A 26,214-nucleotide genomic window follows, 5' to 3' on the forward strand; every position below is an offset into this window, starting at 1 on the left:
TTCGAACCTGCGACACCTTGGTCCCAAACCAAGTACTCTACCAAGCTGAGCTACTTCCCGAGTTAAATAGAAAAAATGCACCCTAGAGGAGTCGAACCTCTAACCGCCTGATTCGTAGTCAGGTACTCTATCCAGTTGAGCTAAGGGTGCTCATTATATGCCGAGGACCGGGATCGAACCGGTACGATCGTTACCAATCGCAGGATTTTAAGTCCTGTGCGTCTGCCAGTTCCGCCACCCCGGCCTCTCTAAGCGAACGACGGGATTCGAACCCGCGACCCCCACCTTGGCAAGGTGGTGTTCTACCACTGAACTACGTTCGCATCGACCTCTTGGTTATATTAAAAAAATGCCGGCTACATGACTTGAACACGCGACCCTCTGATTACAAATCAGATGCTCTACCAACTGAGCTAAGCCGGCTTATTTCTATTATGCGGGTTAAGGACTTGAACCCCCACGCCGTTAAGCGCCAGATCCTAAATCTGGTGCGTCTGCCAATTCCGCCAAACCCGCAATGATGACCCGTACTGGGCTCGAACCAGTGACCCATTGATTAAAAGTCAATTGCTCTACCAACTGAGCTAACGAGTCTAAAATAACTTCCGTTATCTTAAACGGTCCCGACGGAATCGAACCCCGCGATCTTCGCCGTGACAGGGCGACGTGATAACCGCTACACTACGGGACCTATGGGAGTTAACGGGATCGAACCGCTGACCCTCTGCTTGTAAGGCAGATGCTCTCCCAGCTGAGCTAAACTCCCTTTAGCTAAGCGACTTCCTTATCTCACAGGGGGCAACCCCCAACTACTTCCGGCGTTCTAGGGCTTAACTTCTGTGTTCGGCATGGGTACAGGTGTATCTCCTAGGCTATCGTCACTTAACTTTGAGTAATACCTACTCAAAATTGAATATCTTTCAAATTTCACTTAAAATAATCACGCTTCGTATTCTCAGTTACTTTGGATAAGTCCTCGAGCTATTAGTATTAGTCCGCTACATGTGTCGCCACACTTCCACTTCTAACCTATCTACCTGATCATCTCTCAGGGCTCTTACTGATATAAAATCATGGGAAATCTCATCTTGAGGTGGGTTTCACACTTAGATGCTTTCAGCGTTTATCCCTTCCCTACATAGCTACCCAGCGATGCCTTTGGCAAGACAACTGGTACACCAGCGGTAAGTCCACTCTGGTCCTCTCGTACTAGGAGCAGATCCTCTCAAATTTCCTACGCCCGCGACGGATAGGGACCGAACTGTCTCACGACGTTCTGAACCCAGCTCGCGTGCCGCTTTAATGGGCGAACAGCCCAACCCTTGGGACCGACTACAGCCCCAGGATGCGACGAGCCGACATCGAGGTGCCAAACCTCCCCGTCGATGTGAACTCTTGGGGGAGATAAGCCTGTTATCCCCAGGGTAGCTTTTATCCGTTGAGCGATGGCCCTTCCATACGGAACCACCGGATCACTAAGCCCGACTTTCGTCCCTGCTCGAGTTGTAGCTCTCGCAGTCAAGCTCCCTTATACCTTTACACTCTGCGAATGATTTCCAACCATTCTGAGGGAACCTTTGGGCGCCTCCGTTACCTTTTAGAGGCGACCGCCCCAGTCAAACTGCCCGTCAGACACTGTCTCCGATAGGGATCACCTATCTGGGTTAGAGTGGCCATAACAAGGGTAGTATCCCAACAGCGTCTCCTTCGAAACTGGCGTCCTGATCTCATAGACTCCTACCTATCCTGTACATGTGGTACAGACACTCAATATCAAACTGCAGTAAAGCTCCATGGGGTCTTTCCGTCCTGTCGCGGGTAACCTGCATCTTCACAGGTACTAAAATTTCACCGAGTCTCTCGTTGAGACAGTGCCCAAATCATTACGCCTTTCGTGCGGGTCGGAACTTACCCGACAAGGAATTTCGCTACCTTAGGACCGTTATAGTTACGGCCGCCGTTTACTGGGGCTTCAATTCATACCTTCGCGTTTCCGCTAAGCACTCCTCTTAACCTTCCAGCACCGGGCAGGCGTCACCCCCTATACATCATCTTACGATTTAGCAGAGAGCTGTGTTTTTGATAAACAGTTGCTTGGGCCTATTCACTGCGGCTGACTTAAAGTCAGCACCCCTTCTCCCGAAGTTACGGGGTCATTTTGCCGAGTTCCTTAACGAGAGTTCTCTCGCTCACCTGAGGCTACTCGCCTCGACTACCTGTGTCGGTTTGCGGTACGGGTAGAGTATGTTTAAACGCTAGAAGCTTTTCTTGGCAGTGTGACGTCACTAACTTCGCTACTAAACTTCGCTCCCCATCACAGCTCAATGTTATAGAACTAAGCATTTAACTCAATTCACACCTCACTGCTTAGACAGACACTTCCAATCGTCTGCTTTAGTTAGCCTACTGCGTCCCTCCATCACTACATACTCTAGTACAGGAATATCAACCTGTTGTCCATCGGATACACCTTTCGGTCTCTCCTTAGGTCCCGACTAACCCAGGGCGGACGAGCCTTCCCCTGGAAACCTTAGTCTTACGGTGGACAGGATTCTCACCTGTCTTTCGCTACTCATACCGGCATTCTCACTTCTATGCGTTCCAGCACTCCTCACGGTACACCTTCTTCACACATAGAACGCTCTCCTACCATACCTATAAAGGTATCCACAGCTTCGGTAAATTGTTTTAGCCCCGGTACATTTTCGGCGCAGGGTCACTCGACTAGTGAGCTATTACGCACTCTTTGAATGAATAGCTGCTTCTAAGCTAACATCCTAGTTGTCTGTGCAACCCCACATCCTTTTCCACTTAACAATTATTTTGGGACCTTAGCTGGTGGTCTGGGCTGTTTCCCTTTCGACTACGGATCTTAGCACTCGCAGTCTGACTGCCGACCATAATTCATTGGCATTCGGAGTTTATCTGAGATTGGTAATCCGGGATGGACCCCTCACCCAAACAGTGCTCTACCTCCAAGAATCTCTAATGTCGACGCTAGCCCTAAAGCTATTTCGGAGAGAACCAGCTATCTCCAAGTTCGTTTGGAATTTCTCCGCTACCCACAAGTCATCCAAGCACTTTTCAACGTGCCCTGGTTCGGTCCTCCAGTGCGTCTTACCGCACCTTCAACCTGCTCATGGGTAGGTCACATGGTTTCGGGTCTACGACATGATACTAAGACGCCCTATTCAGACTCGGTTTCCCTACGGCTCCGTCTCTTCAACTTAACCTCGCATCATATCGTAACTCGCCGGTTCATTCTACAAAAGGCACGCTCTCACCCATTAACGGGCTCGAACTTGTTGTAGGCACACGGTTTCAGGTTCTATTTCACTCCCCTCGGGGTGCTTTTCACCTTTCCCTCACGGTACTGGTTCACTATCGGTCACTAGGGAGTATTTAGGGTTGGGAGATGGTCCTCCCAGATTCCGACGGGATTTCACGTGTCCCGCCGTACTCAGGATACTGCTAGGTACAAAGACTATTTTGAATACGAGGCTATCACTCTCTTTGGCTGATTTTCCCAAACCATTCTTCTATAATCTTTGAGTCCACATTGCAGTCCTACAACCCCGAAGAGTAAACTCTTCGGTTTGCCCTTCTGCTGTTTCGCTCGCCGCTACTAAGGCAATCGCTTTTGCTTTCTCTTCCTGCAGCTACTTAGATGTTTCAGTTCACTGCGTCTTCCTCCTCATATCCTTAACAGATATGGGTAACAGGTAGTACCTGTTGGGTTCCCCATTCGGAAATCCCTGGATCATCGCTTACTTACAGCTACCCAAGGCATATCGTCGTTTGTCACGTCCTTCTTCGGCTCCTAGTGCCAAGGCATCCACCGTGCGCCCTTATTAACTTAACCTTATTTTTCTGACCTTTCAGTCATAAACTCTTTATTAATACTACAGCGTTTTCGGTTTATTTTCTTGTTACTATTTGATATAGATATTCAATTTTCAATGTGCATTACTTGGTGATCTCTCACCAATGGAGCCTAGCGGGATCGAACCGCTGACCTCCTGCGTGCAAAGCAGGCGCTCTCCCAGCTGAGCTAAGGCCCCACAAGACCTCTCAAGACTAAACAAGACCAATGTGCTTTCCTTATCCTTAGAAAGGAGGTGATCCAGCCGCACCTTCCGATACGGCTACCTTGTTACGACTTCACCCCAATCATCTATCCCACCTTAGGCGGCTGGCTCTAAAAGGTTACCTCACCGACTTCGGGTGTTACAAACTCTCGTGGTGTGACGGGCGGTGTGTACAAGGCCCGGGAACGTATTCACCGCGGCGTGCTGATCCGCGATTACTAGCGATTCCGACTTCATGTAGGCGAGTTGCAGCCTACAATCCGAACTGAGACTGGCTTTAAGAGATTAGCTTGCCGTCACCGACTTGCGACTCGTTGTACCAGCCATTGTAGCACGTGTGTAGCCCAGGTCATAAGGGGCATGATGATTTGACGTCATCCCCACCTTCCTCCGGTTTATTACCGGCAGTCTCGCTAGAGTGCCCAACTGAATGATGGCAACTAACAATAGGGGTTGCGCTCGTTGCGGGACTTAACCCAACATCTCACGACACGAGCTGACGACAACCATGCACCACCTGTCACCTCTGTCCCGAAGGAAAACTCTATCTCTAGAGTGGTCAGAGGGATGTCAAGACCTGGTAAGGTTCTTCGCGTTGCTTCGAATTAAACCACATGCTCCACCGCTTGTGCGGGCCCCCGTCAATTCCTTTGAGTTTCAACCTTGCGGTCGTACTCCCCAGGCGGAGTGCTTAATGCGTTAGCTGCGGCACTAAACCCCGGAAAGGGTCTAACACCTAGCACTCATCGTTTACGGCGTGGACTACCAGGGTATCTAATCCTGTTTGCTCCCCACGCTTTCGAGCCTCAGCGTCAGTTACAAGCCAGAGAGCCGCTTTCGCCACCGGTGTTCCTCCATATATCTACGCATTTCACCGCTACATGGAATTCCACTCTCCCTCTTGCACTCAAGTTAAACAGTTTCCAAAGCGTACTATGGTTAAGCCACAGCCTTTAACTTCAGACTTATCTAACCGCCTGCGCTCGCTTTACGCCCAATAAATCCGGACAACGCTCGGGACCTACGTATTACCGCGGCTGCTGGCACGTAGTTAGCCGTCCCTTTCTGGTAAGATACCGTCACAGTGTGAACTTTCCACTCTCACACTCGTTCTTCTCTTACAACAGAGCTTTACGATCCGAAAACCTTCTTCACTCACGCGGCGTTGCTCGGTCAGACTTCCGTCCATTGCCGAAGATTCCCTACTGCTGCCTCCCGTAGGAGTCTGGGCCGTGTCTCAGTCCCAGTGTGGCCGATCACCCTCTCAGGTCGGCTATGTATCGTCGCCTTGGTGAGCCGTTACCCCACCAACTAGCTAATACAACGCAGGTCCATCTGGTAGTGATGCAATTGCACCTTTCAAGCAGATATCATGCAATATCTACTGTTATGCGGTATTAGCTATCGTTTCCAATAGTTATCCCCCGCTACCAGGCAGGTTACCTACGCGTTACTCACCCGTTCGCAACTCATCCGGAGAAGCAAGCTCCTCCTTCAGCGTTCTACTTGCATGTATTAGGCACGCCGCCAGCGTTCGTCCTGAGCCAGGATCAAACTCTCATTAAAAGTTTGAGTTCTCACTCATTTCTGTCACTGACAGATTTATTGTTTTTTTTCATTGTTCAGTACTACAACCTTAGTTGTAGTGCCCTGCACATTGGTTCGTCTTGTTCAGTTTTCAAAGGTCTTTGTCACTCGCTTCTCTCAAGTGACAACTATATTAGTATATCACAGCCGCTTTCGCTTGTCAACACTTTTTTGAAACTTTTTTTATTTTTTTCATCTAGTGTTTTATCTGCTTCATACTATAGTCCGTACGGGATTCGAACCCGTGTTACCGCCGTGAAAAGGCGGTGTCTTAACCCCTTGACCAACGGACCGGAGTTGTTATTTTCAACTCTTACTATTATACCGACTTTTCTTACTTTGTCAACACCTTTTTTTAATTTTTTTTAGAAGTCTTGTAATGTTTCCTTCAGCTCTCTGAGAAGGGCTTTGCGGCCTTTAAATCGTTCGTCTGCCCAGAGGCGTTCGTAGGCTTCTTGTTTATCTTCTGGTAATTTTCTTCTATAAGTATTCAACAATTCATGAAGGGCGTAGTAATCATCCAACCACAATCCTCCTTCTGGTAGACGATGGCTAATTTCTCCTACTTCTTCGTAGGCCATCCGGTCTAGGCGACGTTTTTGACTCTCTTGTTTTCTAACGCTATCAAGGATTCGATTGCGAAATTTTGTTTTGAAGTAGACGTAGAGTTTCTTTTCTTCTTCCACTAGTTCTGGATGATATTCTAGAAGTTCATGGAGACAGATCATGCCTTCTTGGTCCCAATCCTCTTTCTCCCACAGGTGGAGATAGTAGTCTTTTCTACATTTATGAACAATTCCTTTTACCTTCGCATAATACTTTTCAAGCATTTGCTTTCCCCCTTTCTCTGCTTGTAGTATAGCAGAGAAAGGGGGAAAGAGGGGCTTTGGTTTCTGTCTTGTGCTGTTTTTACTCTCTAATGTTATGGCAGTTGTGAATACTGACAAGTGAGGGTAAAAAAGACAACTGTTTTCTCTACAGTTGTCTTTACTTTGTAATTTTAATTGATGAAATGTCCGATTAAAGTTCTGCAATCTGGTTAAGATTTACTTCTGCAACTGTATCATTACCAAACATTGAGATAATCATTTTGACTTTGTTGTTATCAATTTCTGTGATCTTACCTGTGTAATCTGCGAAAGCACCGTCAATAATACGAACAGTTTGACCAACTTCAACATCAATATCAAATTCTTGGACAGTTTGACCCATAGAAACTAAAATATCGCGAATTTCTTGTTCCAAAAGTGGAGTTGGTTTTGATCTATTTCCGTGTGAACCTACGAATCCTGTTACGTTTGGTGTGTTACGCACAACAAACCATGCTTCGTCGGTCATAGCCATTTCTACAAGAACATACCCTGGAAAGCGATTTTCTTCGATTTCTTTTTTCTTTCCATTTTTTTCTACTTGCACTGTTTGTGTAGGAATTTCAACACGTAGAATATTTTCTAGCATATTGTATGTTTGTGCACGTTGCAATAGATTTTCTTTTACTTTATTTTCGTAGCCAGAATAAGTTTGTAGCACAAACCATCCTTTATCAAAACTATCCATGTTTTTTCCTTTCCTAACTGAAGAATTTCAGCGACTAGATCTTTTTCTTAGCTTATTTTAAAAAATATTAATAAAACGAATCAATCCGCTAACAATCAATTGGTCAAAAATATAAATCATCACTACAAAGAAAGCAGTGTATTCCATGATAGATTTAAAATCTAACCAACTTTCCTTGCGAGTCGGCCAAGTTGTTTCTTTAAGAAGTTTAAAAATATCCTTAATAAAACGCATCGTTTTCTCCTATCTCGTTTCTCGGTGTGTGGTGTACTTGCCACAGTGTTTACAAAATTTATTTACTTCTAAGCGTGTTGGTTTTGGATTTCCACTAATCTTAATCGAATAGTTTCTAGAACCACAAACCGCACAGGCTAGACTTGCTTTTTTAAGTGCCATAACGCCTCCATCTTACCTATTATAACAAGAATCCTCTGCTTTGACAAGCTTAATTGTTTTTTGTATTCTTAAAACTTTCTATTTAAATTTGCAAAATATGGTTTCTTTTAATCTCGCACTGTAATATATAGAAATTGAAAAAACCCAGGAATCATCCTAGGCTTTATGGTTCTTATTTACCAAGGTAGTATTCAGAAACTACGTTCAATTTTTCGTCAAATTCGAATACCAATGGTGGGAAGTTAGGGATTTCTACATCCATGATTTCGTCGTCTGACAAACCTTTGATGTGTTTTACAAGAGCACGGATTGAGTTACCGTGTGCTCCTACGAATACGTTTTTACCATCTTTAAGAGCTGGAGCGATTTTATCTTCCCAGAATGGAAGGGCACGTTCCAAAGTCACTTTCAAGTTTTCAGCATCTGGGATAACTGAGTCGTCAAGTAAAGCGTAACGACGGTCAGTGTGAGCTGAGTGCTCATCGTCGCGATCCATTGCTGGAGGCAATACATCGTATGAACGACGCCAGATGTGAACTTGTTCATCACCAAATTGTTCAGCTGCTTCAGCTTTGTTTTTACCAGTCAAACCACCGTAGTGACGTTCGTTCAAGCGCCATGATTTTTCAACTGGAACCCACAATTGGTCAGATGCTTCAAGAGCCAAGTTAGTTGTTTTGATTGCACGTTTCAATACTGAAGTGTAAGCTTGATCAAACTCGATACCAGCTTCCTTGATCAATTTACCAGCGTCAATCGCTTGTTGTGTTCCTTTTTCAGACAAATCAACATCAGCCCAACCAGTGAAAAGGTTAGCTTTGTTCCATTCAGACTCACCGTGGCGAGCAAAAACCAATTTTACCATTTGATGGATACTCCTTTTATTTTCCGAGGTTTCCCTCGTTTATCTATTCTATTTTACACAATTTTTCACAAAAAAGCTAGTCAAAATCAATCAAAAAAGAGAAGAGACTTCTTGGCTCTTCTCTTTTAGTATGGAACTATCCTTCGATTTGGAAATGTTTTAAGCTTGACAAGTATAGCGCTCCACCAATGATGAGGATAATTCCACCGATCCATCCCAAGAACGGAATCAATGATACTACCGATCCAACGATAAATAAGATAGACGGAGCAAGTGAGATACGTTTGTCATCCTTGTAGTAGACAAGAGTGAGAATTCCTAGGATTAGAGTTGCGATTTTTACTAAAGTAAAAACAAGGAAAACAATTCCCAAAACAACTCCCGCAAAATCTTCATTTTCAGAAATAGCTGCAATCATAACGATAACGACTGGTAAAATTGCTAAAACAGCTCCTGCAATGATCCCAATAATTCCATCAACTTGTGCAAGTGTTTTTGTCTTCATAAATGTCTCCTAAAAATTTTATTTAATCGTTATTTTACCATATTTTAGTTTTTATTTAAAGTTTTTACCAGTCTGGTATGGAATTGATGATTCCTTTACTGGAACTCTATATGAAGCAAACTAGTGATATTTTAAGTGTAATAGTTCTATTTTTTTACTTGTTATTTTACATTATGTCCAGTCGTTCAAGTAATCCATTTTTTCATAACCTCGTGAAATATGCCCACTCAAATCAGAATCTATATCTAACTTACTTCTAATTAGTGGAGATGCATTTATTATGCGATTTGTTGCTAATCTTTAGTATTACCCATTTATTAGTTTAGGTTATACTCATCATTTATTTTTTGATTATTCTATTATTTTTGAGGTTAACTTTAGTTACAAGTCAGTTTCATTCTCAATCTCGATTATCTTCTAGATTTTCTAACTGTTTATATTTTCTATTTTGGCGGTTTAAACCCTTATGTAAGGCTATCTGAGTTAAATATCCGTTTTCTTGTTCTTATGCCTTACTCAGATTTAATTTAGTGTTCTTGATCGTTTCTGATAGAACTGTACAACTAGTATCAATAAATTGTTGACTAATTTACATACAGCAATTTTTCCGAGATATCGTTATTAGGAAAAAATTTAATTTATCTGACTTCAAATAGTAGTAAAACGAGCCTTGAAATCAAAAAACCGTAAGAATTTCTTCTTACGGTTTTTCTAGCAGTATCAAAGAATAATCATTCTCAGTTTTACTTTATTTGAGCTTTTTATTTACTCTTCTTCCTCGCGTTTTTTAGCGATGAGGAGTCCTCCTGTCACTGCTGCAAGAAGTGCTAGTCCAAGTGAAGCGCTAGATTGTTTTGTACCAGTGTTTGGCAATTCTTTCGCTCCTGCTTTCTTAGCTGGTGCTTGAGCAGATGACTCTTTAGTTGCTTCCTTAACAACTTTATTAGCTGCAATTGTTGCTACTGATCCGTCCGCAAAGGTTACAACTACTGATCCGTCATTGTTAACCTTAACATCTGTCGCAGTTGGGTTAGCTTTCTTAACTTCGTCCGCTACTTTAGCCTTTTCGGCGTCAGTCAAGTTGCTTGGATCTGTAACCGGAGTTACTGATGGATTCTTAACCCCATCTGATTCCTTAGCTTTGTCTGATGATTTCTTAACAGTCTTATCTGCTGGGATAACAGCTGTTGTACCATCTTCAAAGGTTACAACTACCGATCCGTCTTTGTTAACCTTGATATCTTTCGCAGTTGGGTTAGCTTTCTTAACTTCGTCCGCTACTTTAGCTTTTTCGGCATCAGTCAAGTTGCTTGGATCTGTAACCGGAGTTACTGATGGATTCTTAACTCCATCTGATTCCTTAGCTTTGTCTGATGATTTCTTAACTGTCTTATCTGCTGGAATAACAGCTGTTGTACCATCTTCAAAGGTTACAACTACTGATCCGTCTTTGTTAACCTTGATATCTTTCGCAGTTGGGTTAGCTTTCTTAACTTCGTCCGCTACTTTAGCTTTTTCGGCATCAGTCAAGTTGCTTGGATCTGTAACCGGAGTTACTGATGGATTCTTAACTCCATCTGATTCCTTAGCTTTGTCTGATGATTTCTTAACTGTCTTATCTGCTGGAATAACAGCTGTTGTACCATCTTCAAAGGTTACAACTACTGATCCGTCTTTGTTAACCTTGATATCTTTCGCGGTTGGGTTAGCTTTCTTAACTTCGTCCGCTACTTTAGCCTTTTCGGCGTCAGTCAAGTTGCTTGGATCTGTAACTGGGGTTACTGATGGATTTGTAACTACTTTATCAGCTGATTTCTTAACTGTCTTATCTGCTGGGATAACGGCTGTTGTACCATCTTCAAAGGTTACAACTACTGATCCGTCTTTATTAACCTTGATATCTTTCGCAGTTGGGTTAGCTTTCTTAACTTCTTCAGCTACTTTAGCTTTTTCGGCATCTGTCAAGTTGCTTGGATCTGTAACCGGAGTTACTGATGGATTTGTAACTACCTTATCAGCTGATTTCTTAACTGTCTTATCTGCTGGAATTACAGCTGTTGTGCCATCTTCAAAGGTTACAACTACTGATCCGTCTTTGTTAACCTTGATATCTTTCGCAGTTGGGTTAGCTTTCTTAACTTCGTCCGCTACTTTAGCTTTTTCGGCATCTGTCAAGTTGCTTGGATCTGTAACCGGAGTTACTGATGGATTTGTAACTACTTTATCAGCTGATTTCTTAACTGTCTTATCTGCTGGGATAACGGCTGTTGTACCATCTGGGTAAGTTACAGTTGTTGTACCATCGTTGCCAACCTCTACCTTACTTACTGTAGGGTTTGATTTCTTAACTTCGTCGGCCACTTTAGCTTTTTCCGCATCAGTCAAGTTGCTTGGATCTGTAACTGGGGTTACTGATGGATCCTTGACAGCTTTATCATCTGATTTCTTAACTGTCTTATCTGCTGGAACTACTGCTGTTGTACCATCTGGGTAAGTTACAGTTGTTGTACCGTCGTTGCCAACTTCTACCTTACTTACTGTAGGGTTTGATTTCTTAACTTCGTCCGCTACCTTGGCTTTTTCCGCATCAGTCAAGTTGCTTGGATCTGTAACTGGGGTTACTGATGGATCCTTAACAGATTTATCAGATGATTTCTTAACTGTCTTATCTGCTGGGATTACAGCTGTTGTGCCATCTGGGTAAGTTACAGTTGTTGTACCATCGTTGCCAACTTCTACCTTACTTACTGTAGGGTTTGATTTCTTAACTTCGTCGGCCACTTTAGCTTTTTCCGCATCAGTCAAGTTGCTTGGATCTGTAACTGGGGTTACTGATGGATCCTTAACAGATTTATCAGATGATTTCTTAACTGTCTTATCTGCTGGGATTACAGCTGTTGTGCCATCTGGGTAAGTTACAGTTGTTGTACCATCGTTGCCAACTTCTACCTTACTTACTGTAGGGTTTGATTTCTTAACTTCGTCGGCCACTTTAGCTTTTTCCGCATCAGTCAAGTTGCTTGGATCTGTAACTGGGGTTACTGATGGATCCTTAACAGATTTATCAGATGATTTCTTAACTGTCTTATCTGCTGGGATTACAGCTGTTGTGCCATCTGGGTAAGTTACAGTTGTTGTACCATCGTTGCCAACTTCTACCTTACTTACTGTAGGGTTTGATTTCTTAACTTCGTCGGCCACTTTAGCTTTTTCCGCATCAGTCAAGTTGCTTGGATCTGTAACTGGGGTTACTGATGGATCCTTAACAGATTTGTCAGCTGATTTCTTAACGGTCTTATCTGCTGGGATCACAGCTGTTGTGCCATCTGGGTAAGTTACAGTTGTTGTACCATCGTTGTCAACCTTAACGTCAGTTACTGTTGGGTTAGCTTTCTTAACTTCTTCTGCGACTTTAGCTTTTTCCGCATCAGTCAAGTTGCTTGGATTTGTAACTGGGGTTACTGATGGATCCTTAGTACCTTTATCATCTGATTTCTTAACTGTCTTATCTGCTGGAATAACGGCTGTTGTACCATCTGGGTAAGTTACTGTTGTTGTGCCATCTTTGTCAACCTTAACATCAGTTACTGTTGGGTTTGATTTCTTAACTTCGTCCGCTACTTTACCTTTTTCCGCATCAGTCAAGTTGCTTGGATCTGTAACTGGGGTTACTGATGGATCCTTAACAACTTTATCATCTGATTTCTTAACTGTCTTATCTGCTGGGATTACAGCTGTTGTGCCATCTGGGTAAGTTACAGTTGTTGTGCCGTCGTTACCAACTTCTACCTTACTTACTGTAGGGTTTGATTTCTCAACTTCGTCCGATACTTTGGCTTTTTCGGCATCAGTCAAGTTGCTTGAATCTGTAACTGGGGTTACTGATGGATCCGTTACGACTTTATCATCTGATTTCTTAACTGTCTTATCTGCTGGGATTACAGCTGTTGTACCATCTGGGTAAGTTACTGTTGCGGTACCGTCGTTTCCAACTTCTACCTTGCTTACTGTAGGGTTTGATTTCTTAACTTCGTCCGATACCTTAGCTTTTTCGGCATCAGTCAAGTTGCTTGGATCTGTAACAGGTGTTACCGATGGATCTTTAACGGCTTTATCGCTTGGGGTTGCTGCCGTAGTTTCTTTTGGTTCACTTGCGTCTGATGTATTTCCTGATGGGTCTGTTGCTGTTGCTGTTACGCCACCGGCTGGAATATCAACGGTTGGTGTGATGGTTGCTTTACCATTGTTATCAGCTACGCCTTCACCAATCTTGTTACCATCTTTGTCGAACAACTTAACTGTTGATCCTGGTTCTGCTGTCACTTCAACTGGAGTCTTAGTTCCGGCTTTACCTGTTAGATCTGTTGTTACAACTGGTTTCGCTGGTGCTGTGGTATCTGGTGTTGATGGTGTTGTTGCTTGAACTGGATCACTAGCTTCTGGTGTTTGACCATCCTTACTTGCCACAACTGTCACATTACCTTCTGGAATATCTACTGTTGGGGTGATGGTTGCTTTACCGTTTTCATCAGCTACGCCTTCACCAATCTTGTTACCATCTTTATCATACATTTCAACCTTAGAACCTGGTTCTGCTGTCACTTCAACTGGAGTCTTAGTGCCAGCTTTTCCTGTAAGGTCTGTTGTGATTTCTGGTTGAGTTGTTACTGTCGCTGTATCACTTGGATCTGATACATTGCCTGATGGGTCTGTTGCTGTTGCTGTTACGCCACCGGCTGGAATATCAACGGTTGGGATGATGGTTGCTTTACCATTGTTATCAGCTACGCCTTCACCAATCTTGTTGCCGTCTTTATCGAACAACTTAACTGTTGATCCTGGTTCTGCTGTCACTTCAACTGGGGTCTTAGTTCCGGCTTTACCTGTTAGATCTGTTGTTACAACTGGTTTCGCTGGTGCTGTGGTATCTGGTGTTGATGGTGTTGTTGCTGTCGCAGCATCACTTGGATCTGATACATTGCCTGATGGGTCTGTTGCTGTCGCTGTTACGCCACCGGCTGGTAGGTCTACTGTTGGGGTGATGGTTGCTTTACCATTGTTATCAGCTACGCCTTCACCAATCTTGTTACCATCTTTGTCGAACAACTTAACTGTTGATCCTGGTTCTGCTGTCACTTCAACTGGAGTCTTAGTTCCGGCTTTACCTGTTAGATCTGTTGTTACAACTGGTTTCGCTGGTGCTGTGGTATCTGGTGTTGATGGTGTTGTTGCTTGAACTGGATCACTAGCTTCTGGTGTTTGACCATCCTTACTTGCCACAACTGTCACATTACCTTCTGGAATATCTACTGTTGGGGTGATGGTTGCTTTACCGTTTTCATCAGCTACGCCTTCACCAATCTTGTTACCATCTTTATCATACATTTCAACCTTAGAACCTGGTTCTGCAGTCACTTCAACCGGAGTCTTAGTTCCAGCTTTACCTGCAAGGTCTGTATCGACTACTGGTTGGCTTGGTTTAGCTGGTGTTGCTGCTGTAGCTTCTTTTGGTGTGCTTGCGTCTGATGTTTGACCATCTTTCGTAGCTTTAGCTATTACTGGGCCTGCTGGAATATCTACATCTGGTGTGATTGTAACTTTACCATCTGGGCCTGCTGTACCTTCACCAATCTTGTTACCGTCTTTATCGTAAAGGGCAACTGTTGAGCCTGGTTTTGCAGTCACTTCAACCGGAGTCTTAGTGCCAGCTTTACCTGCAAGGTCTGTATCGACTACTGGTTGGCTTGGTTTAGCTGGTGTTGCTGCTGTAGCTTCTTTTGGTGTGCTTGCGTCTGATGTTTGACCATCTTTCGTAGCTTTAGCTGTTACTGGGCCTGCTGGAATATCTACATCTGGTGTGATTGTAACTTTACCATCTGGGCCTGCTGTACCTTCACCAATCTTGTTACCGTCTTTATCGTAAAGGGCAACTGTTGAGCCTGGTTCTGCAGTCACTTCAACCGGAGTCTTAGTGCCAGCTTTACCTGCAAGGTCTGTATCGACTACTGGTTGGCTTGGTTTAGCTGGTGTTGCTGCTGTAGCTTCTTTTGGTGCGCTTGCATCTGATGTTTGACCATCTTTTGTAGCTTTAGCTGTCACATTACCTTCTGGAATATCTACAGTTGGTGTGATTTTAGCTTTACCATTTTCATCAGCTACGCCTTCACCAATCTTGTTACCATCTTTGTCGAACAATTCTACCTTAGTACCTGGTTCTGCTGTCACTTCAACTGGTGTCTTAGTTCCTGCTTTACCTGTAAGGTCTGTATCTACAACTGGTGTGCTTGGTTTCGCTGGTGTTGCTGCTGTAGCTTCTTTTGGTGTGCTTGCGTCTGATGTTTGACCATCTTTCGTAGCTTTAGCTGTTACTGGGCCTGCTGGAATATCTACATCTGGTGTGATTGTAACTTTACCATCTGGGCCTGCTGTACCTTCACCAATCTTGTTACCGTCTTTATCGTAAAGGGCAACTGTTGAGCCTGGTTCTGCAGTCACTTCAACCGGAGTCTTAGTGCCAGCTTTACCTGTAAGGTCTGTATCTACAACTGGTGTGCTTGGTTTCGCTGGTGTTGCTGCTGTAGCTTCTTTTGGTGTGCTTGCGTCTGATGTTTGACCATCTTTCGTAGCTTTAGCTGTTACTGGGCCTGCTGGAATATCTACATCTGGTGTGATTGTAACTTTACCATCTGGGCCTGCTGTACCTTCACCAATCTTGTTACCGTCTTTATCGTAAAGGGCAACTGTTGAGCCTGGTTCTGCAGTCACTTCAACCGGAGTCTTAGTGCCAGCTTTACCTGCAAGGTCTGTATCGACTACTGGTTGGCTTGGTTTAGCTGGTGTTGCTGCTGTAGCTTCTTTTGGTGTGCTTGCGTCTGATGTTTGACCATCTTTCGTAGCTTTAGCTGTTACTGGGCCTGCTGGAATATCTACATCTGGTGTGATTGTAACTTTACCATCTGGGCCTGCTGTACCTTCACCAATCTTGTTACCGTCTTTATCGTAAAGGGCAACTGTTGAGCCTGGTTCTGCTGTCACTTCAACCGGAGTCTTAGTTCCAGCTTTACCTGTAAGGTCTGTATCTACAACTGGTGTGCTTGGTTTCGCTGGTGTTGCTGCTGTAGCTTCTTTTGGTGCGCTTGCATCTGATGTTTGACCATCTTTTGTAGCTTTAGCTGTCACATTACCTTCTGGAATATCTACAGTTGGTGTGATTTTAGCTTTACCATTTTCATCAGCTACGCCTTCACCAATCTTGTTACCATCTTTGTCGAACAATTCTACCTTAGTACCTGGTTCTGCTGTCACTTCAACTGGTGTCTTAGTTCCTGCTTTACCTGTAAGGTCTGTATCTACAACTGGTGTGCTTGGTTTCGCTGGTGTTGCTGCTGTAGCTTCTTTTGGTGCGCTTGCATCTGATGTTTGACCATCTTTTGTAGCTTTAGCTGTCACATTACCTTCTGGAATATCTACAGTTGGTGTGATTTTAGCTTTACCATTTTCATCAGCTACGCCTTCACCAATCTTGTTACCATCTTTGTCGAACAATTCTACCTTAGTACCTGGTTCTGCTGTCACTTCAACTGGTGTCTTAGTTCCTGCTTTACCTGTAAGGTCTGTATCTACAACTGGTGTGCTTGGTTTCGCTGGTGTTGCTGCTGTAGCTTCTTTTGGTGCGCTTGCATCTGATGTTTGACCATCTTTTGTAGCTTTAGCTGTCACATTACCTTCTGGAATATCTACAGTTGGTGTGATTTTAGCTTTACCATTTTCATCAGCTACGCCTTCACCAATCTTGTTACCATCTTTGTCGAACAATTCTACCTTTAGTACCTGGTTCTGCTGTCACTTCAACTGGTGTCTTAGTTCCTGCTTTACCTGTAAGGTCTGTATCTACAACTGGTGTGCTTGGTTTCGCTGGTGTTGCTGCTGTAGCTTCTTTTGGTGCGCTTGCATCTGATGTTTGACCATCTTTTGTAGCTTTAGCTGTCACATTACCTTCTGGAATATCTACAGTTGGTGTGATTTTAGCTTTACCATTTTCATCAGCTACGCCTTCACCAATCTTGTTACCATCTTTGTCGAACAATTCTACCTTAGTACCTGGTTCTGCTGTCACTTCAACTGGTGTCTTAGTTCCTGCTTTACCTGTAAGGTCTGTATCTACAACTGGTGTGCTTGGTTTCGCTGGTGTTGCTGCTGTAGCTTCTTTTGGTGCGCTTGCATCTGATGTTTGACCATCTTTTGTAGCTTTAGCTGTCACATTACCTTCTGGAATATCTACAGTTGGTGTGATTTTAGCTTTACCATTTTCATCAGCTACGCCTTCACCAATCTTGTTACCATCTTTGTCGAACAATTCTACCTTTAGTACCTGGTTCTGCTGTCACTTCAACTGGTGTCTTAGTTCCTGCTTTACCTGTAAGGTCTGTATCTACAACTGGTGTGCTTGGTTTCGCTGGTGTTGCTGCTGTAGCTTCTTTTGGTGCGCTTGCATCTGATGTTTGACCATCTTTTGTAGCTTTAGCTGTCACATTACCTTCTGGAATATCTACAGTTGGTGTGATTTTAGCTTTACCATTTTCATCAGCTACGCCTTCACCAATCTTGTTACCATCTTTGTCGAACAATTCTACCTTAGTACCTGGTTCTGCTGTCACTTCAACTGGTGTCTTAGTTCCTGCTTTACCTGTAAGGTCTGTATCTACAACTGGTGTGCTTGGTTTCGCTGGTGTTGCTGCTGTAGCTTCTTTTGGTGCGCTTGCATCTGATGTTTGACCATCTTTTGTAGCTTTAGCTGTCACATTACCTTCTGGAATATCTACAGTTGGTGTGATTTTAGCTTTACCATTTTCATCAGCTACGCCTTCACCAATCTTGTTACCATCTTTGTCGAACAATTCTACCTTAGTACCTGGTTCTGCTGTCACTTCAACTGGTGTCTTAGTTCCTGCTTTACCTGTAAGGTCTGTATCTACAACTGGTGTGCTTGGTTTCGCTGGTGTTGCTGCTGTAGCTTCTTTTGGTGCGCTTGCATCTGATGTTTGACCATCTTTTGTAGCTTTAGCTGTCACATTACCTTCTGGAATATCTACAGTTGGTGTGATTTTAGCTTTACCATTTTCATCAGCTACGCCTTCACCAATCTTGTTACCATCTTTGTCGAACAATTCTACCTTAGTACCTGGTTCTGCTGTCACTTCAACTGGTGTCTTAGTTCCTGCTTTACCTGTAAGGTCTGTATCTACAACTGGTGTGCTTGGTTTCGCTGGTGTTGCTGCTGTAGCTTCTTTTGGTGCGCTTGCATCTGATGTTTGACCATCTTTTGTAGCTTTAGCTGTCACATTACCTTCTGGAATATCTACAGTTGGTGTGATTTTAGCTTTACCATTTTCATCAGCTACGCCTTCACCAATCTTGTTACCATCTTTGTCGAACAATTCTACCTTAGTACCTGGTTCTGCTGTCACTTCAACTGGTGTCTTAGTTCCTGCTTTACCTGTAAGGTCTGTATCTACAACTGGTGTGCTTGGTTTCGCTGGTGTTGCTGCTGTAGCTTCTTTTGGTGCGCTTGCATCTGATGTTTGACCATCTTTTGTAGCTTTAGCTGTCACATTACCTTCTGGAATATCTACAGTTGGTGTGATTTTAGCTTTACCATTTTCATCAGCTACGCCTTCACCAATCTTGTTACCATCTTTGTCGAACAATTCTACCTTAGTACCTGGTTCTGCTGTCACTTCAACTGGTGTCTTAGTTCCTGCTTTACCTGTAAGGTCTGTATCTACAACTGGTGTGCTTGGTTTCGCTGGTGTTGCTGCTGTAGCTTCTTTTGGTGCGCTTGCATCTGATGTTTGACCATCTTTTGTAGCTTTAGCTGTCACATTACCTTCTGGAATATCTACAGTTGGTGTGATTTTAGCTTTACCATTTTCATCAGCTACGCCTTCACCAATCTTGTTACCATCTTTGTCGAACAATTCTACCTTAGTACCTGGTTCTGCTGTCACTTCAACTGGTGTCTTAGTTCCTGCTTTACCTGTAAGGTCTGTATCTACAACTGGTGTGCTTGGTTTCGCTGGTGTTGCTGCTGTAGCTTCTTTTGGTGCGCTTGCATCTGATGTTTGACCATCTTTTGTAGCTTTAGCTGTCACATTACCTTCTGGAATATCTACAGTTGGTGTGATTTTAGCTTTACCATTTTCATCAGCTACGCCTTCACCAATCTTGTTACCATCTTTGTCGAACAATTCTACCTTAGTACCTGGTTCTGCTGTCACTTCAACTGGTGTCTTAGTTCCTGCTTTACCTGTAAGGTCTGTATCTACAACTGGTGTGCTTGGTTTCGCTGGTGTTGCTGCTGTAGCTTCTTTTGGTGCGCTTGCATCTGATGTTTGACCATCTTTTGTAGCTTTAGCTGTCACATTACCTTCTGGAATATCTACAGTTGGTGTGATTTTAGCTTTACCATTTTCATCAGCTACGCCTTCACCAATCTTGTTACCATCTTTGTCGAACAATTCTACCTTAGTACCTGGTTCTGCTGTCACTTCAACTGGTGTCTTAGTTCCTGCTTTACCTGTAAGGTCTGTATCTACAACTGGTGTGCTTGGTTTCGCTGGTGTTGCTGCTGTAGCTTCTTTTGGTGCGCTTGCATCTGATGTTTGACCATCTTTTGTAGCTTTAGCTGTCACATTACCTTCTGGAATATCTACAGTTGGTGTGATTTTAGCTTTACCATTTTCATCAGCTACGCCTTCACCAATCTTGTTACCATCTTTGTCGAACAATTCTACCTTAGTACCTGGTTCTGCTGTCACTTCAACTGGTGTCTTAGTTCCTGCTTTACCTGTAAGGTCTGTATCTACAACTGGTGTGCTTGGTTTCGCTGGTGTTGCTGCTGTAGCTTCTTTTGGTGCGCTTGCATCTGATGTTTGACCATCTTTTGTAGCTTTAGCTGTCACATTACCTTCTGGAATATCTACAGTTGGTGTGATTTTAGCTTTACCATTTTCATCAGCTACGCCTTCACCAATCTTGTTACCATCTTTGTCGAACAATTCTACCTTAGTACCTGGTTCTGCTGTCACTTCAACTGGTGTCTTAGTTCCTGCTTTACCTGTAAGGTCTGTATCTACAACTGGTGTGCTTGGTTTCGCTGGTGTTGCTGCTGTAGCTTCTTTTGGTGCGCTTGCATCTGATGTTTGACCATCTTTTGTAGCTTTAGCTGTCACATTACCTTCTGGAATATCTACAGTTGGTGTGATTTTAGCTTTACCATTTTCATCAGCTACGCCTTCACCAATCTTGTTACCATCTTTGTCGAACAATTCTACCTTAGTACCTGGTTCTGCTGTCACTTCAACTGGTGTCTTAGTTCCTGCTTTACCTGTAAGGTCTGTATCTACAACTGGTGTGCTTGGTTTCGCTGGTGTTGCTGCTGTAGCTTCTTTTGGTGCGCTTGCATCTGATGTTTGACCATCTTTTGTAGCTTTAGCTGTCACATTACCTTCTGGAATATCTACAGTTGGTGTGATTTTAGCTTTACCATTTTCATCAGCTACGCCTTCACCAATCTTGTTACCATCTTTGTCGAACAATTCTACCTTAGTACCTGGTTCTGCTGTCACTTCAACTGGTGTCTTAGTTCCTGCTTTACCTGTAAGGTCTGTATCTACAACTGGTGTGCTTGGTTTCGCTGGTGTTGCTGCTGTAGCTTCTTTTGGTGCGCTTGCATCTGATGTTTGACCATCTTTTGTAGCTTTAGCTGTCACATTACCTTCTGGAATATCTACAGTTGGTGTGATTTTAGCTTTACCATTTTCATCAGCTACGCCTTCACCAATCTTGTTACCATCTTTGTCGAACAATTCTACCTTAGTACCTGGTTCTGCTGTCACTTCAACTGGTGTCTTAGTTCCTGCTTTACCTGTAAGGTCTGTATCTACAACTGGTGTGCTTGGTTTCGCTGGTGTTGCTGCTGTAGCTTCTTTTGGTGCGCTTGCATCTGATGTTTGACCATCTTTTGTAGCTTTAGCTGTCACATTACCTTCTGGAATATCTACAGTTGGTGTGATTTTAGCTTTACCATTTTCATCAGCTACGCCTTCACCAATCTTGTTACCATCTTTGTCGAACAATTCTACCTTAGTACCTGGTTCTGCTGTCACTTCAACTGGTGTCTTAGTTCCTGCTTTACCTGTAAGGTCTGTATCTACAACTGGTGTGCTTGGTTTCGCTGGTGTTGCTGCTGTAGCTTCTTTTGGTGCGCTTGCATCTGATGTTTGACCATCTTTTGTAGCTTTAGCTGTCACATTACCTTCTGGAATATCTACAGTTGGTGTGATTTTAGCTTTACCATTTTCATCAGCTACGCCTTCACCAATCTTGTTACCATCTTTGTCGAACAATTCTACCTTAGTACCTGGTTCTGCTGTCACTTCAACTGGTGTCTTAGTTCCTGCTTTACCTGTAAGGTCTGTATCTACAACTGGTGTGCTTGGTTTCGCTGGTGTTGTGGTATCTTTGACTACAAAATCTGATAATGGTTTTTTATCTGTAGAACCGTCAGTGTATGTTACTACAAGATTTCCAGCGTTATCTTTTTCTACTGATTTAATCTTAGTCTTAGCATCTTCAGCATCTACAGTTTTACCTTTTTTGTCTGCAAAGTTGGCATCATCATTAGTTTGAGCATACTCAATTTGCAGTTTTTCTTTGATTTTATCTAACTCAGCGTCTGTTACCTTAGTTGGATCTGCTACTTCAACTTTATCAGCTGGAGCTGGAGTTGCTATATCGTATTTAGATGTTTGATTTTTAACTACAAATCGAACATATCCTGGTTTTTCTTTAGCGTTAGGATCTACATCTAGCGCTCTGTAATCAGTGTTTGAAAGTTCGCCATTGTTGTCTTTAGAAACGATAAAACTTGTCCACTCTTGACCAGCTTTAAGGTTTGTAGTACCAGTCATCTTGATAGTAGCTGATGTCTTATCTTCAGATACTGAACCTTCTCCAGTCACTGCGCCATTTTCAACTTTACCTGTTGTAAATCCATATTTATTCGCGTTATTCCATGAAACATCTCCAGGTCCACGTAGGTAAAGATCTTTAACTTCTTTTTCATCCGTACCTTTGAAAGTTAGATCAGTGTTTTCACCTGTATAAACATAGATTTGTTTATTAGCTTCATTTGAGTATGGAAGTTCAACTGTTGGAGCTACGTTTACAAATTCTGATAATGGTTTTTTATCTATAGAGCCATCTGTATAAGTTACTACAAGATTTCCATTGTCATCTTTTGTGACTGATTGAATCTTATTAGTTTTATCAGCTGGTGTACCTTTTTTGCCTGCTAAGTTCGCATCATCGTTGTTTTTAGAGTACTCAAGTTGTACTTTTTCTTTGATTTTAGCTAGCTCAGCTTCTGTTACGTTAGCTGGATCTGCTACAGTAACTTTTTCGGTCGGAGTTGCAATATCATATTTTTGATTTTGTGGCTTAAGCACGACACGGAATGCGCCTGGGTCAGTTGTAGTTGAGCCACCTGTGGCTTTATTCTCAATCAGTGCACCATCTGTATCAGTTGCAGTCGCATAACGCCATCCTAAAGGCAAACCAGCTGGATTTTCTCCCTTAGTTGCTGCAGTTAGTCTGTCTTGTGTCAAACCATCTGTCGCTGCCGGAGTACCTCTATAAGTAATGACTGCTGGTGCATCTGCTGTTGCGGGTGTTTCACTAGAGATAACATTTGCTTTAAAGCCATATTGAGTGTTGATGGTATCTGCTTCGCCAGCAACAGAACCAAAGTCCTTGTTACCTCCTTGTTTTACAGTAGCACTTGCAATTTTTCCGCTATCATCTTTGAACTTGATATCGAATGAGTTTTCTTCCCCACCGTATACATAAACTTCTTTAGTATCTTTGTTTGAGTAAGGAATTTCTACTGTTGGAGCTACGTTTACAAACTCTGATAATGGTTTTTTATCTATTGAGCCATCTGTATAAGTTACTACAAGATTTCCATTGTCATCTTTTGTGACTGATTGAATCTTATTAGTTTTATCAGCTGTTGTACCTTTTTTGTCTGCTAAGTTAGCATCATCGTTGTTTTTAGAGTACTCAAGTTGTACTTTTTCTTTGATTTTAGCTAGCTCAGCTTCGGTTACGTTAGCTGGATCTGCTACAGTAACTTTTTCGGTCGGAGTTGCAATATCATATTTTTGATTTTGTGGCTTAAGCACGACACGGAATGCACCTGGGTCAGTTGCAGTTGAGCCACCTGTGGCTTTATTTTCAATAAGGGCACCATCAGTATCAGTCGCAGTGGCATAACGCCAGCCTAAAACCAAACCATCTGGATTTTCGCCTTTAGTTGCTGCAGTTAGTCTATCTTGTGTCAAACCATCTGTCGCTGCTGGTGTACCTCTATAAGTAATAACTGCTGGTGCATCTGCTGTTGCTGGTGTTTCACTAGAGATAACATTTGCTTTAAATCCATATTGAGTGTTGATGGTATCTGCTTCGCCAGCAACAGAACCAAAGTCCTTGTTACCTCCTTGTTTTACAGTAGCACTTGCAATTTTTCCGCTATCATCTTTGAACTTGATATCGAATGAGTTTTCTTCCCCACCATATACATAAACTTCTTTATCAGCTTTATTAGAGTACGGAATCTCTACTGTTGGAGCCTCGTTTTGACGTGCAGGATTTACAACTACAGTAACTTCAATCTCACCTGACTCTTTACCTTGGCTATCAACGGCTTTATACTTAACTGTGTAAGTGCCTTGGGTATTTGTATCAACTGTCTTAGTTGCTGTGTTACCATTTACTGAAACAACTTCAGCATGAACCTTATCACCTAGGGTTGCTTGAGCATCATCTTCTTTATCTGCTACTGTCACAAGAGATGCAAGGTCAAGTTGAGCACCTTGAGCAACAGTTTTTTCGTTTCCTTCAACTGCTGATGCAATAGTTGGTGCTTGGTTTTCTACTGAGCGTGGTTCCCATCCAGCCACACTTGAGAAACCACCTTCCACCACGTTTGAGATAGATGATACTTCTGTACCAGCAATCTTATCAGCCATTGTAAGGACAATCGTATCTTCAAACTTACCATGTGCGTATGATTTTACAGTTGCCTTATCTGACTTCTGTGACACCCATGCAGCTGAGGCATTGTCACGTTTAACTGGAATCTCAACTGTTTGTCCTGCAGTATTTGTATAGCGCAAGTAAGCAATCCCTGCATCGTGAGGAACCTTAAGAGTCACCTCTTTTTGCCCTGCAATAACAGCATCTTGATTAGTAGACAAGCTTGAAGGTTCAACTGTTGTCATACCGACAGATACCGGTACTGTACGGCGACTACTTTCAGTTCCGTTCACAGTTTGACTCACCTGTACTATTTGACGTGGTTTAATAGTTGTACCATCACCTTGGTTGTTGTTCAAGGCTGTTGGAAGCTCTCCTGTAGTCCAGTTTCCATCGTTGTCAACAGTGACATTGCCGATATTTTGTTCACGACCATCAATATAAAGTTTGATAGTTGCCCCTGGAGTTCCTGTACCTGAAAGAGTGCTTGAAGTCGAAGCTACTGTCTGAACAGGAACGTTGACAGAAGTATTGGTCAAGTTTGGAGTTACGCTTGGTGTTGCAACCTGACTAACCAAGTGCTTGTCGTACTTACCTGAGATCGCATTCCAGTTAAATCTTGGTAGGTTCCCTGATGATTCGACACCTGCAAGATAAGAAATTGTTTGAGACGGATCTTCAACTACAGTACGGTAGCGAACAGTAAACTTACGAATACCAGAATAAATACTTGTTTGAAGAACATAGACCTTCTTGGAATCGCCCATAACACCACTCAAACCATCGACTTGATTATATTCTCTAGCTCCGGTAGTGTTTTTCACACGCATCTCAAGTTTATTGCCAGCGTCAATATACTGAACCCCTTCTACGCCTGCTCTCCCAGCATCAGATTCCTTATTTGCATCCTTCCAACCATATCGATCTATGTAAACACCGTCATAGTCTGTAACAACATTATAAGGATCCGATACGTTTTTAGGGATTGTGAAATACCAGTAGCTTCCTGGTTTATCATACTGGGCCTCATTGAAGGTTACAGTCCATTCCAAGACTGGGCGTCCTTGACCAGATGGATCCGTCGTAACTGTCTTACCGTTTACAACCTCGTAGTCATCCAACTGTCTGTACTCGATCTTAGCACGTTGAGTTGGATTTCCACCATTAAACGTAGGTTGTCTATTTTGCCAGACATATTTAATATCTCTTCCTTCCATAGAGCGATCTTGTCCTGCCGCTCTACGACTTCTTGATTTAGGTTGGGTAGCTGAAACTTCTGTTGTTTCGTCTGTTGGTACAGCTTTATCTTCTGTGGCTTCTGCATTTTCCTCTGCTGCTACAATTTTTTCTTCTGTTGCTACAGCTTCTTCTGTTGCAACTGTTGCTGCTTTTTCTTCTTTGGTAGCAAGCTGAGCTACTGCCTCTTTGAGACTAGCAACCGCTGCATCTACTTGGTCTTGGCTAGCTTCTGCATTTTCCAAAACTTTTTGAGCCTGTTCAAGCGCTGTGTTTAAGCGTGAAAGAGAATCTTCTGTCTTTCCTGCTTTATCTAAACCTTTCACTTCTGTCACCAACTGAGTCAAGGCTTCCTTGTTAACCACTTTGACTGTTGGTTTCTCTGCTACAACTGCCTCTTCAACTGCTGCCGGTTGAGCTGCTACAGTAGCGGGTGCTTTATAAGTCCCCACCTCTTCATCAGGGCTGGCCTTGCTATCCGAGTTGGTAGTGGTAGTTTCTACCTCCCCCTTACCAGCAACCGTATCTGCCTTAACTGTCGGAGTCACCAAAGTTGCCCCAACTGCAAAAACAAGCGAACAACCAAAAAGGAAGTGTTTTCCTTTTTTAATCATACGCCAATTCTTTTGAGTTGCATTTTTACGATTAAAATACATGACATTGTCTCCTTTTATAAAAAATAAAAGCATGTTTCCTACATACAATTTCATTATACATCACCCCTGATATATAGTCAATAAAAGGGTGTCTTTTTTTTTTTTTTTATTTTGCCTGCTTTTTATACTAAAATTTTATAAAAAATATAATTCCGAGCATAATCTTTATTCTTTTTATAAATCCTGTGATATAATAGAGAGCGATTGAAATTTATCCCGAATATTCAT

General features: G+C 42.9%; 9 protein-coding genes, 10 tRNA genes and 3 rRNA genes. All 22 read right to left on the reverse strand.

Going from position 1 to position 26,214, the window contains the following annotated elements:
- Positions 1-76 precede the first annotated feature (76 nt).
- The 22 genes from AAFQ93_RS00005 to AAFQ93_RS00110 all read right to left on the reverse strand — a co-directional run bounded on the left by AAFQ93_RS00005 (position 77) and on the right by AAFQ93_RS00110 (position 25,986).
- Positions 77-150, reverse strand: a tRNA-Arg gene (locus AAFQ93_RS00005).
- An 8-nt stretch (positions 151-158) separates the two neighbouring features.
- Positions 159-244 (reverse strand) — tRNA-Leu (locus AAFQ93_RS00010).
- A 7-nt stretch (positions 245-251) separates the two neighbouring features.
- Positions 252-323 (reverse strand) — tRNA-Gly (locus AAFQ93_RS00015).
- A gap of 27 nt (positions 324-350) precedes the next feature.
- Positions 351-423 (reverse strand) — tRNA-Thr (locus AAFQ93_RS00020).
- Between the two features lie 12 nt (positions 424-435).
- A tRNA-Leu gene (locus AAFQ93_RS00025) sits at positions 436-516 on the reverse strand.
- Between the two features lie 5 nt (positions 517-521).
- Positions 522-594, reverse strand: a tRNA-Lys gene (locus tag AAFQ93_RS00030).
- Between the two features lie 24 nt (positions 595-618).
- Positions 619-691: transfer RNA gene (locus AAFQ93_RS00035), tRNA-Asp, on the reverse strand.
- Between the two features lie 2 nt (positions 692-693).
- Positions 694-766 (reverse strand) — tRNA-Val (locus AAFQ93_RS00040).
- A gap of 4 nt (positions 767-770) precedes the next feature.
- Positions 771-886: ribosomal RNA gene (gene rrf, locus AAFQ93_RS00045) — 5S ribosomal RNA — on the reverse strand.
- Positions 887-964: 78 nt separating this feature from the next.
- A 23S ribosomal RNA gene (locus AAFQ93_RS00050) occupies positions 965-3,862 on the reverse strand.
- Positions 3,863-3,988: 126 nt separating this feature from the next.
- Positions 3,989-4,061, reverse strand: a tRNA-Ala gene (locus AAFQ93_RS00055).
- A gap of 50 nt (positions 4,062-4,111) precedes the next feature.
- A 16S ribosomal RNA gene (locus tag AAFQ93_RS00060) occupies positions 4,112-5,654 on the reverse strand.
- Together the 16S, 23S and 5S rRNA genes with 10 tRNA genes alongside form the textbook arrangement of a ribosomal RNA operon.
- A 242-nt stretch (positions 5,655-5,896) precedes the next feature.
- Positions 5,897-5,968, reverse strand: a tRNA-Glu gene (locus AAFQ93_RS00065).
- A gap of 72 nt (positions 5,969-6,040) precedes the next feature.
- The gene (locus AAFQ93_RS00070; protein WP_223140124.1) at positions 6,041-6,505 is read right to left on the reverse strand and encodes a sigma-70 family RNA polymerase sigma factor; all 465 of its coding nucleotides are present in this window, start codon (positions 6,503-6,505) and stop codon (positions 6,041-6,043) included.
- A 190-nt stretch (positions 6,506-6,695) separates the two neighbouring features.
- Positions 6,696-7,232 carry a transcription termination/antitermination protein NusG gene (gene nusG / locus AAFQ93_RS00075; RefSeq protein WP_223140125.1) on the reverse strand — a complete coding sequence of 179 codons (537 nt, stop codon included), beginning with the start codon at positions 7,230-7,232 and terminating at the stop codon, positions 6,696-6,698.
- Between the two features lie 57 nt (positions 7,233-7,289).
- Positions 7,290-7,466: a preprotein translocase subunit SecE gene (secE, locus tag AAFQ93_RS00080; protein ID WP_001211016.1), complete on the reverse strand. Its 177-nt coding sequence runs from the start codon at positions 7,464-7,466 to the stop codon at positions 7,290-7,292.
- A 9-nt stretch (positions 7,467-7,475) separates the two neighbouring features.
- Positions 7,476-7,628: a 50S ribosomal protein L33 gene (rpmG, locus tag AAFQ93_RS00085; RefSeq protein ID WP_001809375.1), complete on the reverse strand. Its 153-nt coding sequence runs from the start codon at positions 7,626-7,628 to the stop codon at positions 7,476-7,478.
- A 172-nt stretch (positions 7,629-7,800) separates the two neighbouring features.
- Positions 7,801-8,493 carry a phosphoglycerate mutase gene (locus AAFQ93_RS00090; protein ID WP_223140126.1) on the reverse strand — a complete coding sequence of 231 codons (693 nt, stop codon included), beginning with the start codon at positions 8,491-8,493 and terminating at the stop codon, positions 7,801-7,803.
- Positions 8,494-8,629: 136 nt separating this feature from the next.
- Positions 8,630-8,998, reverse strand: coding sequence for a hypothetical protein (locus AAFQ93_RS00095; protein ID WP_049530250.1), 369 nt, complete (start codon positions 8,996-8,998; stop codon positions 8,630-8,632).
- A gap of 765 nt (positions 8,999-9,763) precedes the next feature.
- Positions 9,764-16,813, reverse strand: coding sequence for an Ig-like domain-containing protein (locus AAFQ93_RS00100; protein ID WP_375555305.1), 7,050 nt, complete (start codon positions 16,811-16,813; stop codon positions 9,764-9,766).
- The gene (locus AAFQ93_RS00105; RefSeq protein WP_375555306.1) at positions 16,794-17,354 is read right to left on the reverse strand and encodes a hypothetical protein; all 561 of its coding nucleotides are present in this window, start codon (positions 17,352-17,354) and stop codon (positions 16,794-16,796) included. The genes AAFQ93_RS00100 and AAFQ93_RS00105 overlap by 20 nt, the downstream gene beginning before the upstream one ends.
- Complete coding sequence (locus tag AAFQ93_RS00110) at positions 17,335-25,986, reverse strand: hypothetical protein (protein WP_375555307.1); 8,652 nt, start codon at positions 25,984-25,986, stop codon at positions 17,335-17,337. Before AAFQ93_RS00110 ends, AAFQ93_RS00105 begins: the two co-directional genes overlap by 20 nt.
- Positions 25,987-26,214: the final 228 nt, after the last annotated feature.

The sequence above is a fragment of the Streptococcus nidrosiense genome, assembly GCF_042140045.1.
GTDB lineage: Bacteria > Bacillota > Bacilli > Lactobacillales > Streptococcaceae > Streptococcus > Streptococcus nidrosiense.

What these genes read in the sequence shown, in the direction of transcription:
- nusG (WP_223140125.1), bottom strand. Translation starts at nt 7,232, where the DNA reads ATGGATAGTTTTGATAAAGGATGGTTTGTGCTACAAACTTATTCTGGC.
- rpmG (WP_001809375.1), bottom strand. Translation starts at nt 7,628, where the DNA reads ATGGCACTTAAAAAAGCAAGTCTAGCCTGTGCGGTTTGTGGTTCTAGA.
- AAFQ93_RS00090 (WP_223140126.1), bottom strand. Translation starts at nt 8,493, where the DNA reads ATGGTAAAATTGGTTTTTGCTCGCCACGGTGAGTCTGAATGGAACAAA.
- AAFQ93_RS00070 (WP_223140124.1), bottom strand. Translation starts at nt 6,505, where the DNA reads ATGCTTGAAAAGTATTATGCGAAGGTAAAAGGAATTGTTCATAAATGT.
- secE (WP_001211016.1), bottom strand. Translation starts at nt 7,466, where the DNA reads ATGCGTTTTATTAAGGATATTTTTAAACTTCTTAAAGAAACAACTTGG.
- AAFQ93_RS00110 (WP_375555307.1), bottom strand. Translation starts at nt 25,986, where the DNA reads ATGTATTTTAATCGTAAAAATGCAACTCAAAAGAATTGGCGTATGATT.
- AAFQ93_RS00095 (WP_049530250.1), bottom strand. Translation starts at nt 8,998, where the DNA reads ATGAAGACAAAAACACTTGCACAAGTTGATGGAATTATTGGGATCATT.